At 54.9% G+C, this 14,444-nt stretch carries 17 protein-coding genes; 7 read left to right on the top strand and 10 right to left on the bottom strand.

Going from position 1 to position 14,444, the window contains the following annotated elements:
* Positions 1–8: 8 nt before the first annotated feature.
* Entirely contained in the window at positions 9–479 is a 471-nt protein-coding gene (locus AACY09_RS10500; protein WP_339487766.1) for an arsenate reductase ArsC, read from the top strand.
* 43 nt (positions 480–522) lie between these two features.
* Positions 523–1,236 carry an arsenical resistance protein ArsH gene (arsH, locus tag AACY09_RS10495; protein ID WP_339487764.1) on the top strand — a complete coding sequence of 238 codons (714 nt, stop codon included), beginning with the start codon at positions 523–525 and terminating at the stop codon, positions 1,234–1,236.
* A gap of 31 nt (positions 1,237–1,267) precedes the next feature.
* Here the strand turns inward: arsH and AACY09_RS10490 are convergent, their stop codons facing one another.
* The 7 genes from AACY09_RS10490 to AACY09_RS10460 form a co-directional block, all read right to left on the bottom strand.
* Entirely contained in the window at positions 1,268–1,978 is a 711-nt protein-coding gene (locus AACY09_RS10490) for an anti-sigma factor (RefSeq protein WP_339487763.1), read from the bottom strand.
* Positions 1,975–2,523 (bottom strand): sigma-70 family RNA polymerase sigma factor, encoded by a 549-nt coding sequence (locus tag AACY09_RS10485; RefSeq protein WP_339487889.1) that lies wholly within the window; start codon positions 2,521–2,523, stop codon positions 1,975–1,977. The genes AACY09_RS10490 and AACY09_RS10485 overlap by 4 nt, the downstream gene beginning before the upstream one ends.
* Before the next feature lie 122 nt (positions 2,524–2,645).
* Complete coding sequence (locus AACY09_RS10480) at positions 2,646–3,188, bottom strand: DUF3455 domain-containing protein (protein WP_339487762.1); 543 nt, start codon at positions 3,186–3,188, stop codon at positions 2,646–2,648.
* Positions 3,189–3,588: 400 nt separating this feature from the next.
* A complete protein-coding gene (locus tag AACY09_RS10475) occupies positions 3,589–4,710 on the bottom strand; it encodes an agmatine deiminase family protein (protein ID WP_339487760.1) in 1,122 nt (373 codons plus the stop codon).
* 70 nt (positions 4,711–4,780) lie between these two features.
* Positions 4,781–5,881, bottom strand: a complete 1,101-nt coding sequence (locus tag AACY09_RS10470) for an extracellular solute-binding protein (RefSeq protein ID WP_339487758.1) — start codon at positions 5,879–5,881, stop codon at positions 4,781–4,783.
* Positions 5,882–5,891: 10 nt separating this feature from the next.
* Positions 5,892–6,791: an N-carbamoylputrescine amidase gene (gene aguB / locus AACY09_RS10465; RefSeq protein WP_339487756.1), complete on the bottom strand. Its 900-nt coding sequence runs from the start codon at positions 6,789–6,791 to the stop codon at positions 5,892–5,894.
* Positions 6,788–7,849: an agmatine deiminase family protein gene (locus AACY09_RS10460; protein ID WP_339487754.1), complete on the bottom strand. Its 1,062-nt coding sequence runs from the start codon at positions 7,847–7,849 to the stop codon at positions 6,788–6,790. Before AACY09_RS10460 ends, aguB begins: the two co-directional genes overlap by 4 nt.
* A gap of 134 nt (positions 7,850–7,983) precedes the next feature.
* On the opposite strand from AACY09_RS10460, the gene AACY09_RS10455 reads away from it, so the two are divergent.
* The gene (locus AACY09_RS10455; RefSeq protein WP_339487752.1) at positions 7,984–8,850 is read left to right on the top strand and encodes a LysR substrate-binding domain-containing protein; all 867 of its coding nucleotides are present in this window, start codon (positions 7,984–7,986) and stop codon (positions 8,848–8,850) included.
* A 183-nt stretch (positions 8,851–9,033) separates the two neighbouring features.
* On the opposite strand, the gene AACY09_RS10450 is transcribed toward AACY09_RS10455, so the two are convergent.
* On the bottom strand, positions 9,034–9,753 hold the full coding sequence (locus AACY09_RS10450) for a hypothetical protein (protein ID WP_339487750.1): 720 nt from the start codon (positions 9,751–9,753) through the stop codon (positions 9,034–9,036).
* 301 nt (positions 9,754–10,054) lie between these two features.
* On the opposite strand from AACY09_RS10450, the gene AACY09_RS10445 reads away from it, so the two are divergent.
* Together AACY09_RS10445 and AACY09_RS10440 are read left to right on the top strand one after the other, a co-directional pair.
* Positions 10,055–10,552 (top strand): hypothetical protein, encoded by a 498-nt coding sequence (locus AACY09_RS10445; RefSeq protein WP_339487748.1) that lies wholly within the window; start codon positions 10,055–10,057, stop codon positions 10,550–10,552.
* A gap of 104 nt (positions 10,553–10,656) precedes the next feature.
* Entirely contained in the window at positions 10,657–11,346 is a 690-nt protein-coding gene (locus tag AACY09_RS10440) for a GNAT family N-acetyltransferase (protein WP_339487747.1), read from the top strand.
* A gap of 114 nt (positions 11,347–11,460) precedes the next feature.
* Here AACY09_RS10440 and AACY09_RS10435 read toward each other — a convergent pair whose 3' ends face one another.
* Together AACY09_RS10435 and AACY09_RS10430 are read right to left on the bottom strand one after the other, a co-directional pair.
* Positions 11,461–11,799, bottom strand: coding sequence for a hypothetical protein (locus AACY09_RS10435; protein WP_339487745.1), 339 nt, complete (start codon positions 11,797–11,799; stop codon positions 11,461–11,463).
* Positions 11,800–11,993: 194 nt separating this feature from the next.
* A complete protein-coding gene (locus AACY09_RS10430) occupies positions 11,994–12,536 on the bottom strand; it encodes a YdeI/OmpD-associated family protein (protein ID WP_339487744.1) in 543 nt (180 codons plus the stop codon).
* Positions 12,537–12,823: 287 nt separating this feature from the next.
* Between AACY09_RS10430 and AACY09_RS10425 the strand changes: the two genes are divergently transcribed.
* Together AACY09_RS10425 and AACY09_RS10420 are read left to right on the top strand one after the other, a co-directional pair.
* Positions 12,824–13,495: a lipopolysaccharide kinase InaA family protein gene (locus AACY09_RS10425; RefSeq protein WP_339487743.1), complete on the top strand. Its 672-nt coding sequence runs from the start codon at positions 12,824–12,826 to the stop codon at positions 13,493–13,495.
* Between the two features lie 366 nt (positions 13,496–13,861).
* Complete coding sequence (locus AACY09_RS10420) at positions 13,862–14,425, top strand: type 1 glutamine amidotransferase domain-containing protein (RefSeq protein ID WP_339487742.1); 564 nt, start codon at positions 13,862–13,864, stop codon at positions 14,423–14,425.
* Positions 14,426–14,444: the final 19 nt, after the last annotated feature.

The following is a 14,444-nucleotide window of genomic DNA, read 5'->3' as shown; positions in this document are numbered from 1 at the left end:
AGAGCGCCATGAAAGTGTTGTTTATGTGCACCCACAACAGTTGCCGCAGCATTTTGTCTGAGGCCGTGTTTAATCACCTCGCACCGTCTGGTTTGCACGCGGTCAGTTCGGGAAGTTTTCCCAGCGGCCGGGTTAATCCACAGGCGCTTAAAACGCTGGAAGATGCGGGCATTGCGACGCTCGGTCTCAGCAGTAAAGCCTCTGATGCTTTCGCTGATACATCTGTTGATGTGGTGATTACCGTGTGTGATCGGGCTGCGGGTGAGGCGTGTCCGGTATTTTTCGGACGCGCACTGAAAGCCCATTGGGGCCTGGCTGACCCTTCTGAAGTGGTGGGCAGCCAGGTGGAGATCGAGGCGGCTTTTGCTGCGACTCTAAGCACAATCGAAACGCGCGTTAAAGCATTTATCGCCCTGAATCCGAGCACCTTGAGTGCCGAGGCATTGCAGCTGGAACTGGGTCGGATTGGTTACTTGTAGGCTGCTTAATGTTGGCCTTAGGTGGCTGGCCCAAGGAATATAGATGAAAGAGCAACTGCCGAATATCGCTGAAGAGTTGGTGAGTATTCCAACCCTTGAGCAACTGACCCCACGGGAACCCGCGTTGCACAAGCCACGTATTTTGCTGCTCTATGGCTCCACGCGTGAGCGCTCCTTTAGCCGATTGATGACTGCAGAGGCCGCACGTTTGCTTGAGCAGTTTGGCGCAGAGACCAGGATCTTTGATCCCTCAGGATTACCGCTGCCGGATGATGCGCCGGAAACCCATCCCAAGGTCGCTGAATTACGTGCATTGATGCTTTGGTCAGAAGGGCAGGTGTGGTGCTCGCCCGAGCGTCATGGTTCGATGAGTGCAGTATTTAAAGCGCAGATTGATTGGGTGCCGTTGGCGATGGGCGCCGTGCGACCGACTCAGGGCAAGACGCTGGCTGTAATGCAGGTGTGCGGCGGATCGCAGTCGTTCAATGTGGTCAACCAACTGCGCGTACTCGGCCGTTGGATGCGCATGTTCACCATTCCCAATCAGTCCTCTGTGCCCAAGGCATTCAACGAGTTTGATGATTCGGACCGGATGAAACCTTCAGCCTATTACGAGCGCTTGGTCGACGTAATGGAGGAGTTGATCAAGTTCACCCTGCTGCTGCGCGACCGACAAGACTATTTGGTTGATCGGTACTCTGAGCGCCGAGAAAGCGCTGATGAGTTGTCGAAAAGGGTTAATCAGACTTCGATCTGATCCGCTGCGGGGCAGGTGCTGAGTCGCTGGCTCAGATGACCTTCACCGCACGGCCAATAAACTGTATCGGCCCTGTAGGCTTGCCCGTGGCTGAGCCGGTAGGGCTTTCCAGGGTCAGCTCAAACAGTTGGTTGGGCGCCATTGGCGGGAGCTTGTCGAGCGAAACCGACAGGCTTTGTCCGGGTTTGACCAAACCCAGGGAGACTGGTGCTTGCCAATCGTCGCCCTTGGTCCAGAATTCCAGCGCCTTGTCGCGCGGCACCTCGGCCACCCCCAGTGGTATCAACTGGATGTCCTGCTGATTACTGGCCTGAACCACCCAGCCCGGCGCTTTATCTTGTGGGGCAACCAACACCACCAGGTAGGCGGTTTCATTGAGCACCGCGCCGCGCAGCATCAACACGGCTGCAAGCACCAGCGTTGCGGCGATACCTGCGCCAGCAAGGCCGCGCCACAGCGGCAGTAGATTCCACCATGAGTTGGCGAGCGGTGTTGGTGATTGTTGCTGGCTTGAGTTGATGCTGCGTTGTACGCGCCGCCATAGAATAGGTGAGGGCGTTTCTGGATCAGCTTGATCGGTCAGGTCGAGTAAACGCCGTTCCCAAGCATCAACTGCCGCGCGTAATTCAGGCTCATGAGCCATGCGTTTGCGCACCTGTTCGCGCTGTTGCGCAGACAAGGTGCCCAGCACGTACTCGCTGGCCAGTTCATCGGGGGTATCGTTTTCGGTTTGCTTGCTCATCCCATGCACTCCCGCAGAGCCACAAGGCTGCGCTTGATCCAGGCTTTGACCGTGCCCAGTGGTGTGCCCATCTTCTGTGAGATTTCTGCATGTGAGTAGCCGTCGACGTAGGCATGCAGGATGCAGTTACGGCGTGCCGGCTCCAGTTGTTCGAGGCAGGTATAAATCCGCCCTGAGCGTGCGCGAAACTCGAATGTATCGGCAATGCCAGGTAATGCCTGGTCCGTCAGTGATTCATCGTTTAGCTCACTGACGAGGGCATCGTTGGCATTGTCGCGGACAAAATTCAGTGCCAAATGGCGGGTCACGCTGAAGATCCAGCCACGGGCGGAACCTCTTGATGAATCGTAGCTTTTGGCCCGTGCCCAAATTTTGATAAATGCGTCATGCACGATATCTTCAGCCAGCGCGTTATCGCGGACGATGCGCAGGGCAACGCCCAATAAACGAGCACTTTCCTGGTCGTACAGACGGCGCAATGCTTGCTGGTCGCCTCGGGCGCAGCCAGACAAACAGGCTTCGTAATCAAAAGTCGGTTCAGGCAAGGACAATAGGTTTAAACGCCAGTAATGAGTAAATACCCCAGCCTTAGCGGCTGGGGTTTGATCTGATCAGATTAGACGAATCTATTCGCTGCGTAATCTGAGCACATCTATTACCGGAGTTCTTACTTGGCCGTCCAGAAAATATAGTCTGCTTGATATTTCACGATCTCTTTGCTGCCTTTGGTTTCGGCTGTACAGGCTTTGCTTGGCGCAACACCGCCCTTGATAGCAACACGCTGGACGTAGCTGACACCCTGCATCGCGCCTTTGCCATCCGCTGGGTTGGCTTTGACCAATTGGTAAGGAATATTGCCATCGCCGGCTGGCGCTACTGCCACTTGGGTGCCGGTGATTTTCGAGCCGTCTTTGGCCTGCCATGTTGCCGGTGGGCCAAAGTACTCGCCAACCTGTTTGCCACTGCGATCATTCAACGCGGCTTTGGGCCCAACAAACACCCATTCGGTTTGGCCAGCGGCCCCTTCTTTGGCGCGGCATTCATATGTGATTTCGCCAACGCCTACTGTTTCCATCGCCACTTTGTTGCCGTCTGGAACCTTGACGCTGTCAGGCAAATCCATCTGTGCATAAGCGGCCGGTACAGTCGCCATCAAACAGGCGGCTGCGAGGGTAGTACTGGCAAGGCTGAAAAGTTTTTTAGCGTTCATGCAAGTCTCTCCATAAGTGCAAAAGGAGCAGCATTTATTGGGCTGCTACTGGTACTACCCGAGAGAAAGAGAATTGGATGCAGTGTTTGTGAAATATTTTTTTGGTTGCAGAAGGGCGAGTCGAAGTCGACTGGGTAACCGCTGCAATAGGCGCTCTGTGGCTTTGACTATGCCAAATATAGGGATGCTAATCGCCTAGGGCAAAGCCAGGTTCGATGACGCACCTGGCCACCTTGTACAGGCGATTGATCATGTATAAAGCGCTTGAGCAGTTTCAGGCAGACCTGCTCGCATCGATCGGACAGGTGAAAGCGGGGAAGGCGCCGCGTGTAACACTTGTCGAAGGATCACCGTTGGCAAAGCGTGGAAGAAGGTGAGACTTAATCGTGGTCTGTCCCCATTAGAGCCTTGGAACATTTTTGCATATGCAGTGGATTCCGCCGCCGCCTGCGGCGATGGGATCGATATTTATTTGCTCGATTACGCGTCCGGGATAGAGCGTTGTCAGCAGGTTCTTGCTGTAAGTGTCTGCCGCTGAGTCGCCAAAGTGCGGGGCGATTACTGCACCATTGATTGGCAGGTAATTGATGTAGCCCGGGGCGAAGTCCGGGTTGTCGCGGGTGTACCTGTTGCGCCGCAATTGTCTCGGTGGCGCCATGGTATGCACCTGTAGCGCGCGTCCGTCGGCATCTGTGGCTGACTTGAGTATTTCAAGGTGCTTGCGGGTTACCGCATAGTCGTAGGATTCGGGGTCGTTATCCAGGTTGGCGATCACTACGCCCGGCTTGACGAACCGCGCATAGAAGTCGACGTGCGCATCAGTGATGTCATGGTCCTTGATGCCGGGCAGCCATATGATTTTACGCAGGCCTAAATTGGCTTTGAGTTCGGCTTCAATCTGCCGCTTGCTTAGCCCCGGATTGCGGTTGTCGTTTACCCAGCAACTCTCAGTCATGATCGCCGTACCCTGGCCATCGACCTCAATTCCGCCACCCTCGCCAACCAGCGCACTGCGAAGGTATTCAGCGTCCAGCTCATAGCTCAGTGTGTCGGCCACCAAGGTGTCCTTTTCAGCCGTCTGCTTGGCGCCCCAGCCGTTAAAGTTGAAGTCGACGAGCCCGAGTTCGCCTTTGCCGTTGACGACAAAGCAGCCGCCGTAGTCCCTTACCCAGATATCGTCCAAAGGCATCGCCAGAAAATCTATGTTGCGGGTGCCACATTTTCGCTTGGCTATCGACAGTTGGGTCGGCCGGCACAGCACAGTCACCGGCTGATACTTGGCTATGGTTTTAGCCAACAACGCAATCGTATCGTTGACTGCATTGGCCCAATCTTCCCAGATCAAAGGTGACGCCGCGAAGGCCAGTATTATTCGCGCTTGCGGCCCGTGCTCATCAGGCATTCGCCAGCCTGACCCGGCAGCAGACGCATATGTAATGTTAAAACCAAGGCCGAGCGGGGCGACTGCGCCTACGCAACTGGCCGCAGCTAACTGTTTGATGAAGTAGCGACGTGAAAGCATGATTAATCCTTAGTTTTTGACCGGTGAGACGCGATATATACGCCCAGGTGCTGCAAGGTGGTTCATCACATCAATCACGAGCAGTTTTGAAGGTGGTCCAGGCCCGCATGCGTGCACGCATGTCTCGTTGCGGTATGTCTTCGCCTGGGAACAGCCGCGCATAGACGGCGTCATCAACATAGATATCCGGGTTGTTGCGCAGGTCCGCAGCAACCAACGGACGCGCAGTGGCGCTAGATGTGGGGTAGCCGGTGAAATTACTGATCGCTGCCATGTTTGCCGGACGCATGACGAAGTTGATAAACGCGTAGGCATACTCGGGGTGTCGGGCATCCACCGGAATGGCCATGGTGTCCATCCATATCGAGGTGCCTTCAAACGGGATACGGTATTGGAAATCCACAGGTTTTCCAGCTTGATCAGCCGCGCGTTGTGCCTGAATCACATCGCCGCTGTAACCAAGGGATAGGCATATATCGCCATTGACCAACTGAGTAACCGGCTGAGACTGAAACTTGCGGATATAGGGTTTGATGCTCTTCAACAGTGCCAACGCCGCATCCAGATCCTGTGCCTTGCCACTGCGTGGGTCCCTGCCCAAATAGTGCAGCGCTATTGCCATGACTTCGTCTGGCGAATCGATCATTGAGATACCGCAGTCAGCGAACTTGGCTGCAATTTCTGGTTTAAATAACAGGTCGAGGCTGTTGACCGGTGCATTGGGCATGCGCTGGTTGATCGCGGCAGCGTTATAGGTGATGCCGATGCTGCCCCAGGTATAGGGCACAGTGGCATAACGTGAGTGCGGGTACTGAGCTTGCAGGCGCTGGAGGCCGGGTTCAATTTCACTCAGGTGTTCGAGCTTTTCGGGCGCAAGTTTTTGTAGCGCCCCTGCACGCATCAGCCGCTCAGCCACCGTATCTCCGGGAAAAATCAGATCGTAGCCACTGTGGCCGGACATCATCTTCGCCTCAAGGGTCTCGCTGCCATCCATGACATCGTAAATCACCCGGATACCGGTCTCTTTGGTGAAGTTGGCGATGGTATCCTCAGCGAAATAGTCGGCCCAGTTATAGAGCCGAAGCACGTTGTCTTCTGCCTGAGCCTGAGTTTGAATACCCGCCAGCAACAGGCTTAAGGTGCCCGCCAGAAGTTTGATTTTGATCTTCATTGCATGCACCTCAGCTGTTCCAGTGGCAGTGGGTTTGTTGGCCATCTAGGCTCAATAACGGCGCGTACATTTCTGGTCGGCGATCACGGTAGATCCCCCATGTCAGCCGCTCCTCACGCATCGCTGCCAGGTCTAGCTCGCAGACCAGCACAGTGCTGCTTTCACGATCAGCTTCGGCAAGCAACTTGCCTTTGTGGTCGGTGATAAACGATGAACCGTAAAAATTCATGTGCAGATTTGCGTCGCTTGTCGCCACTTCACGGCCCACACGATTAGCCGCAACCACTGGAATGATGTTGGCCGCAGCATGTCCACGCTGGGTGAGTTGCCAGTGATCGCGCGAGTCGAGAGATGCACAGCCGGGCTCGGAACCGATAGCCGTAGGGAACAGCAACACTTCGGCGCCCTGCAGCGCTAGGCAGCGTGCGGTTTCCGGAAACCACTGATCCCAGCATATGGCCACGCCGAGGCGGCCATAGGCGGTGTCCCAAACCCGGAAACCTGTGTCTCCGGGAGAAAAATATTCCTTCTCTTGATAGCCAATCGCGTTAGGAATATGAGTCTTGCGGTACACCCCACGCAATTGCCCATCAGCATCCGCCAAGGCGAGCGAATTGAAGTAGGCATTACCGGCTTTTTCGAACCACGAAATCGGCAGCACTACGCCCAGTTCACCGGCTAGGGCAGCAAACCGCTTGAGGATTGTGCTCTGGCTGTATTCCTCAGCGAGATCCAGATGCTTATGGTGCTGTTCAATGCAGAAGTAGGGTGTGGCGAACAGCTCTTGCAGCAGGATCACTTGTGCGCCTTGGCTGGCTGTCTTGCGCACCAAGGACTCGGCTTGATCAAGGTTGTCGTTTAGATCCCAGCTGCAGGCAAACTGGCTGGTGGCAATTTTCAGTGTGCTCATGGCTTCAGCCCTTTTAGCGGCCAGGCTGGCTGCTGTTGGGTAATGCAATGAACACCGCCGCCGCCATGGGCCAAATGATTGATGCGCACCGGTACAACTTCGCGGCCGGGGAACGCCACAGCCAATGTCTGCGCGGCTTCATCGTCTGCGCCAATGCCATAGGCGGGCATGATGATGGCGCCATTGGCGATGTAGAAATTGGTATAGGAGGCGCAGAATACTTCGGCATCGGTATCAACCGCGTCACTGGCTTCAAACAGCTCGAGCATTTCAAACTTGCGGCCACGGGCGTCCGTTGCAAGTTCCAGTGCACGGCGATTCTCGCGCACCACTTCGGCGTACACCGACGATGAATCACGTGTGGCATCTACCATCAGCGCGCCGGGGCGGGCAAAGGCGCAGATGCCGTCAACATGTCCATCGGTCATGTCGCCGGTCACATACTGCGGATCACCTGGCAGCCAGATGGTCTTCTGCACACCAAGCAGTCGAGCGAATATCTGTTCAATCTCTGCCTTGCTGATCCCCGGGTTTCGGTTCGGGTTGAGTAACACTGATTCTGTGGTGATCAGTGTGCCCTCGCCATCGACATGGATGGCGCCCCCTTCATTGGCCAGTGAAGTGCAAAATCCCTCTAGGCCTAGGCTGTTGAGAATCCGCCTGGCCAACCCCTCATCCAGGTCATGCTCAGACTTTGCGCCCCAGGCGTTAAAGCGCCAACTGACTCCAGCCGTACCCAGCTGAGGATGGCAAACAAAGCTTGGGCCGGAATCACGGCACCAACTGTCATTTACTGCCAGTTCGATCAATTCAACGTTCGCTCCACACAGCTCACGAGCACGCGAGACCGCAAAGGGGTCGACCACCAGCTTAACGGGCTCAAAACGGGCGATTGCATTAACCACGCGAGCGAAGTCGACCTGCACCTCAGCCAAGGTCACGCCCCAGCCAGACTCCCACAACGCTTGGTTATGTGGCCAGACCATCCAGGTAGCCGCGTGTGGCGACCATTCCGCTGGCATCATCCAGCCATTCTTTGCTTCGTTTAAAACCTGCATACAAGTGCCTTTCAGTTAAGTATTTGTTATCACTGAAATTCGTGCGCTCGGTGATTACTTGTATGCTAGGCCCGTAAAATTGCTATAACAAACGAATGATTTTGTACGCTTATGATTAGCAGGGCTTATCAATCATGCTTAAACACTGGCCTCCATTAAATGCCTTGCGCGGGTTTGAAGCCGCTGCACGCTTAGGCAGCTTCCATAAGGCGGCTGAGGAATTGCACCTCACCCAATCGGCTATCAGCCAGCAGATTCGTAGCCTTGAAACCTACTTGGAACAGCCGTTATTTTTCAGAAACGGGCGCAGTGTCGCGCTCACTGACGCTGGTTTCGATCTTCTCAGCACCACCCAGTCGCTGTTGCAGCAACTGGCTGTAGGCATTCGCCGATTGGAGCAATACCGCAAGCCCAATCAACTGGTGGTTAACACCACGCCGGCATTTGCTCGTCATTGGCTGGTGCCACGTTTAGCTGAGTTCAATCGTCAGTACCCGCAGGTCGATCTATGGCTGTTAACCACCGATGAAACACCGGACATGGCCACGCAGACGATTGATATCGCCATACGTGACGATCTCAGTGCTCAGGCCGAATGCAGCTTTCGCGTGTTGCTTGAGGATTGCCTGTATCCCGCGTGCCACCCTCAGTTGTTGCAGGTAAGAGCAGAGGAACGCATCACGCTGCATGGCGAGCGAGAGATGGATTGGAGCCACTGGCAGGTGCAAGGCGGTGCCGACGTGGGTCAAAAAAGTCAGGGGCTGAATTTTTCTGATGCGGGCTTGTTGTTGGATGCCGCCACGCAAGGTTTGGGCATCGCGCTGGTCAGCCAATTGCTGGCCAGCCGGGCGCAGCGTACTGGGTTAGTGGTGGCGTTGACCGAGCAACGGGTACGTGGCTCTAACTGGAGCTGGTTAGTGCATCGCGACAGCGAGGACGACGCGCTGACCCGCACCTTCTGCGACTGGCTTAGTGCGGCTTTGCAACACCCCGAGGCCTAAATCGATTGGCTGAAAGCATTCAGTGCCAGCCCGGGCTATTGGTTCATTCGAGGGGCGGTTGCAGATATTTTTTAGCCTAAAGTCCCAGCCCCAGCGGTTTGGTGTAGACACACTGCGTCAGGGCGATCGCCCTTTAGACGCAGTGAGAAAGATTCAATCGTGGTCTGTCCCCGATTAGCTGCTTTAAGGCGTGAAGCTAAGATCTTGAAGTTTTTTTGCTGCCGTCCCGAATTGCCCGAGCTGATATACGGCGGCGCCCGCTGGATAGAAGGTGAACGGCTCGAAGGGTTCAGCCAGCAGTTTATCCAGGTAAGTGCGGGGCGCCAGGCCTGTTGTGACATGTGGGCTGAAATGTTCGCCGCTGCTGTTGGGTACAAATGTCGCAACGTACTTGATCAATTGAGGGTCAATAACTGGATCATCAACGCTTGTAACAAATGCGTCTGAGTCGCCACTAGGCACCGTATAAGGTGCTACAGCATCTATCAGTTCAGCTTGCAGCCTCAGTAATTCCGGAGTTGTTTTTGCTACGATCCCGGAAAGGCCCAAATCTTTACTTGGGATGTAATAGTATTTGAACGCTTCCAACTTAATCCCGGCTACGTCGCTACCGGAAAATACCTTGTTCGCGGCGGAGTAAACCTGTTCTAGATCAGACGTGCGCACGAAGCGCTGGAGCATGGTGACATGCGGGCGGTGTGCATCATCCAGGGCGAAGCCCTTCGGAAAGACCTTTAGATGTTCCGCATTTACCCGTTCAGCATGCTTGAGCATGGTGGTGTCAGGTTCAAGCAGAATGTCGATAGCGGTTACAGACGAAGGCGACTCTTGCGCCGCACAGGTAAGAGAATTTAAGGCCAGGGTACTGATGAACGCTACGGCCATTAACTTTCTGTTTAGCATCGGTATCACCCTTTTCTCATCGAAGTCATTCGTGTAGTCGCAAGTCCAGATGGATCAGGTGCTGAGTATAGCCAGAGATTAGGTACAGATTGTTGAGTGCGTGGATGCTCTAAAAATCGCTCAGCCCATCTACAACGGGGTTTCTGCCATTAGGTTCCTTCACTCAGCCGCCGGTGTCTGGCGCTGTTTTGCATAAATAAACTGCCGCCTTTGGCCTTCGCCTCCTGTCAGAGCGTTTACAATGTGTGCTTGATTATTCCGGGCCATACTTATGGCTGCCCCGAACAAGGAACTCGCCTCCATGGCCTCTCCAGACAAGCAGCAAAAACGGGCCCAGCGGGCCAAAGCCAAGGCCAAGCAGAACCGTTCGGGCAAGGCCAAAGTCAATGTTGTACATCCGGTGTTGGCCAATCCGCTGATCGACGAGCCCTTTGATGATGTTGAAATCGACCTGAGCACCTTCGACTTCAAAGACATCGAAGAGAATGGCTTCGACCCGGCGCATTTTGACGACTTGTTCCAGGCGATGAAGTTTGGCGAGGGCATCAGCCTGCTCGCAATGTGCCTGGTGTTCTTGCAATACCCGGTGTTGGAACTCGTTATCGCCGAAGAAGAGCAAGAACCGGCCACCGATTTTATGATGGGCCTGTTGATCACCTATCGCGGGATCTTCCACGACGAAGACGAAGACACGGCCGTGGAGTGGATCGGCGGCGAGGTCTTCCAGAGTGCCTACAACGAAGCGTCGCAGATCTTGCAGAAGAAAAACGCTCGCCGCGTACTCAGCGGCCACGCCTAACGAGGGCAGGGTGTTGGGCGAGACCATGCACATGATGGCTGCTGGCGCTACAATGGCGCCAGCCCCGATTGATCTGATCGGGCACGCCCGGAGCTAGTTTTTCGATGTTCACCCTTGTTCACCTGGAAGCATCGCCGCCAGAGTCCCTGAATACGCAGGTTCTGCAATTGGTGGTGGACTACTTCAGCGACATCAGCCCGGTGCCGTTAACGCCTAGCAATCCGCTCTATCAACTTTACCAGTACGTGATTGGCTACGAGGTGCACATGTACCTGCAAGCCATGGACAGCGCTCTGGACAGTAGCGCGCGATTGATCCTGGCCGTGGATGATGAAGACCCAGCGCGGGTACTGGGGTTTGCTCTCTATCTGCCCAGCCAAGATGATGCTGAGGCCTGCACGCTAGCCTACATGGCTGTGCAGGTCAGTCACCGCCGAAAGGGTATCGCCAAGGCGATGCTGCAAGAGATGAGCGCCCGTCGCCCCCACATTGAGTTGGCGTGTATGGCGAGCAAGGTGCCTATGTTCGAGGCCGTGGGGTTTCAGGTAGTGGCCGCGCAGGGACCGCACCTGGTACTGAGCACCCGAGATTATCGCTCAGGCGGCATGGTGGCGGTGCAGGACCTGACCCCGATCTTCAAATCCAAGGAAGTGCAGCAAATTCACGCCTACTTGGTGAAGCAGTACGGCAAGAAAGCCATGAGCGATGCCGAAAGCAAACGCGACCGCCTGCTCGACCAGATGGCCTATCAGGCTCAGGCATTGTTTAAAGAGCGTTTCCCCACCATTCACTAGTGATCGCTCAGGCGCTTCAGGAGCGGATGTGGTGGCTAAGTCGCCGCCTTGTCAGGCGATGCCTATCAAGGCGGCGGCAGCAGCGGGTGTTCAATGACTGAGGCAGGTTTGCCTCTACTGCTGCGCGGTTTTTAGCTTGATCACATCACCGGAAATCTTGGTGGTGTAGCCGCTCAGAATCCAGGCCCAGAACCACTTCTCCTGCACTTGGGTGTTGATCATCGCATCGCCGCCTTTGGCTTTGATGGCTGCATTCTGGGCGCGCACAAAGCGGGTGTTCTGGCGGATAGGGATGACGCCTAACAACATCAGGCCAGTGGCGCTTGCCTCGCTGTGACCCAGAACCGTGTATTGGCTGCTGTCATAATGCTGAGACTTCATAGGGGTGCCGTTACAGCCCGCCAGAATCAGACCAAAAACTGCGAACGCAACGACTTTGCAGATGTACTTCACTGAATAGCTCCATGAGTAAATCCCGGGATCCAATTCTCGGGGGGCGCCACTCTACCCACACCTCTGTCAGATTGAAATTGACCATGGCGTAATATGTGACATGCCACGGTTTTGAGGCTGAACACTGGTTTTTTTGCGCGGGTATGTATTGCCACCCAGCAAAGCCCGTTAGCGCCCAGTCCGCCACTCTCTGCTTAACGCGGTGCACTGAACGCTTTGCTGTAGTAACCCGAAGAGTCGAAACAGCAGACTCTTTTCTTGCCAGAGGCAAGCATGTCGCATGCGTCGTTAATCCGCTTGGTGCGCGTCTTCGCCTGCTTGGCCGATGTAATCCAGTGAATCCAGTCAAGTCGGGCGATGGTGGTCGTATCTTGCCAAGTGGCAAGTGCAGCGGGTGAGGTATGCAAGGCCTCAAAAATGTCGGAAGGGACTTCGGGCTCAGGCTCGTGCTCCATCGCGTTAACTTCGAAACACGCCACATTGCCAATACTTGCCCCTGCAGTTTTTAGCAGTTGCTCATCAATGCTTAGCCAGTGGCTTTTTTGGCCATCGGGTTCAAGTAACGCGGTGAAAGAGTGGCCGTTTATGGTCCCTTCAATCGATACCCTGCCGCGCCTCGGCATAGTGTCGCTTGCCGCTTTGGGCAAGACTACGAAAGCCCATGAGGTGTCGTCGCCTGGGGCTTCAGGACTTCGTAATTGTGCTTCGAACTGACAGCTTGCGCCTTTTTGTGCCATTTGCAGGGCCACCGTAAAACATGCGTAATAGCGGGTTGATCTGGATTAAGCTGGTTTCACCTTCTGGAGGCGGCGCAGGCAATCTGACCTTTTATCTCAAGAACTATAGGTCCTAAGTTGGCATTCAGCTGGCTCACTATCGTGCTCTGCTCCCGATTTACCTTATGATTGCTGACAGCCGTGCGATTACTCACTGAACGATTAATTCGCATCACGGATGGCGCTGCTAGCAGCTGCAACAATGGAGTCGTTGCGCACAAATATATTAATAAGAATAGGAGCGCATGATGGGGCAGGCACACAATGAGTTTGAGTTCTGGTGGGGGACCTCGGGGGAATGGGTCGAACCGCCCAATGTGCGCAGGAACGGCAGCAGCGGTGTCCAGCAGGTCGTCCAAGATGGCAAGACGCTATTTGTGAAGCGTCAGACTGGTCATCTGTTTCGCAGCCTTCGTTATCCCACCGGCCGACCCACCGCGCTGCGTGAAGGTATTGCACTGTCCAGACTTGTGGAGCTGGGCGTGAATGCGCCAAAACCCGTATTTTATGGTACGCGAAAAGTCGCCGGCATTTGGCAAGGCGTGTTGGTCACTGAAGATCTGGGCGGCTTCATCGATCTGGACACCTGGTATGCCCAAGGTGGCGCCAGCACGCTGACGACCGAACAACATCAGCAGCTCTTCAAGCGTTTGGCGCAAACACTGGCGCGAATGCACTCCGGCAAATGGCAACATGGTTGCATGCGCTCCAAGCACATATTTATCAAGGCATCGATCACCGAAACAGGCTTCGATTTTGAACTGGCGCTGCTTGATCTGGAAAAGTCCCGCAGCCGAGTTACAGCGATGGGGGCTGCACGTCACGATATTCCTCAGCTCAGAAGGCATTCGTCCTGGGATGAGCTGCAATGGACGTATTTCCTTTCATGCTACGAGCAGGAAATCGGCCGGGCGGTGTGAACTGAGGCAGACCCCTCGGAGCGGCCAGAGCTTAGCTGTCGCACGCCTCACGCGGGAGCCCATTCGCAAAGTCGGTCATCGGCGCGTCCACTCGCGCACTTTTTGTGGGCGGTATGAGAATCAGGGCGAAGGGAGCCATGCTGTCCCTCGCCCCATGTTTACGCAGGTGACGAGTTTTACCTGCCCAATTCTTGCAGCCATGAATATAACGTTTCCGGCTCTCTAATCGTCATTCAGCGCAACTCTGCTCAGGAGGAATCTGTCTGAACTTTCGAAACCGCTCGGACCTCACATCTTCAAGGCGTCGGATGAATCATTAGCCGCATGCTTCCTTTATTACCTTGATAAGAGGACTAAGTGATCGCCATGAGTAATCTACTAACAGGCAAGAAAGTAGTGTTCATCACCTCAAATACTGGGATCGAGCGGGATGAATTGGTTAAACCGTTGGAAGCACTCAAGGCGCAGGGTGCTTTGGTCACCCATGCTTCAAGTGACGGCGGTACCACCCAGACATTTGTTCATGACACTGAGAAAGATCGCACTGTCGAGTCTGATGTTTCACTGGCCGGGCTCAACGCTTCGGATTTTGATGCGCTTGTGATTCCAGGCGGTACGGTCAATGCCGATACGCTGCGACTGGATGAAAACGCCCAGCGCCTGGCAAAGGAATTCGCCGGTGCGGGCAAAATAATCGCTGCGATTTGCCATGGGCCATGGCTGCTAATCAACGCTGGAGTTGTCACTGGCAAGACTCTTACTTCCTACTCTAGCGTCAAGCTCGATCTGGAAAATGCCGGTGCTGCCGGTTGGGTAGATGTTGAAGTCAAACAATGCCAAGCCAATGGATGGACGTTGATTACTTCGCGTAACCCCAAGGACATCCCAGCGTTCATCGATACTATCGTTGCGGCGCTTCAGAAGGCGTAAGACGCTGAGCCAAAGACTC

Source organism: Pseudomonas sp. EL_65y_Pfl2_R95, from assembly GCF_963971045.1.
Taxonomy (GTDB): domain Bacteria; phylum Pseudomonadota; class Gammaproteobacteria; order Pseudomonadales; family Pseudomonadaceae; genus Aquipseudomonas.
This window is presented reverse-complemented; position numbering and strand designations above follow the sequence as displayed.

Coding starts and splice junctions, on each gene's coding strand:
- AACY09_RS10440 (WP_339487747.1), top strand. CDS start 10,657: ATGTTCACCCTTGTTCACCTGGAAGCATCGCCGCCAGAGTCCCTGAAT.
- aguB (WP_339487756.1), bottom strand. CDS start 6,791: ATGAGCACACTGAAAATTGCCACCAGCCAGTTTGCCTGCAGCTGGGAT.
- AACY09_RS10500 (WP_339487766.1), top strand. CDS start 9: ATGAAAGTGTTGTTTATGTGCACCCACAACAGTTGCCGCAGCATTTTG.
- AACY09_RS10420 (WP_339487742.1), top strand. CDS start 13,862: ATGAGTAATCTACTAACAGGCAAGAAAGTAGTGTTCATCACCTCAAAT.
- arsH (WP_339487764.1), top strand. CDS start 523: ATGAAAGAGCAACTGCCGAATATCGCTGAAGAGTTGGTGAGTATTCCA.
- AACY09_RS10470 (WP_339487758.1), bottom strand. CDS start 5,881: ATGAAGATCAAAATCAAACTTCTGGCGGGCACCTTAAGCCTGTTGCTG.
- AACY09_RS10475 (WP_339487760.1), bottom strand. CDS start 4,710: ATGCTTTCACGTCGCTACTTCATCAAACAGTTAGCTGCGGCCAGTTGC.
- AACY09_RS10430 (WP_339487744.1), bottom strand. CDS start 12,536: ATGGCACAAAAAGGCGCAAGCTGTCAGTTCGAAGCACAATTACGAAGT.
- AACY09_RS10455 (WP_339487752.1), top strand. CDS start 7,984: ATGCTTAAACACTGGCCTCCATTAAATGCCTTGCGCGGGTTTGAAGCC.
- AACY09_RS10425 (WP_339487743.1), top strand. CDS start 12,824: ATGGGGCAGGCACACAATGAGTTTGAGTTCTGGTGGGGGACCTCGGGG.
- AACY09_RS10445 (WP_339487748.1), top strand. CDS start 10,055: ATGGCCTCTCCAGACAAGCAGCAAAAACGGGCCCAGCGGGCCAAAGCC.
- AACY09_RS10490 (WP_339487763.1), bottom strand. CDS start 1,978: ATGAGCAAGCAAACCGAAAACGATACCCCCGATGAACTGGCCAGCGAG.
- AACY09_RS10480 (WP_339487762.1), bottom strand. CDS start 3,188: ATGAACGCTAAAAAACTTTTCAGCCTTGCCAGTACTACCCTCGCAGCC.
- AACY09_RS10460 (WP_339487754.1), bottom strand. CDS start 7,849: ATGCAGGTTTTAAACGAAGCAAAGAATGGCTGGATGATGCCAGCGGAA.
- AACY09_RS10450 (WP_339487750.1), bottom strand. CDS start 9,753: ATGCTAAACAGAAAGTTAATGGCCGTAGCGTTCATCAGTACCCTGGCC.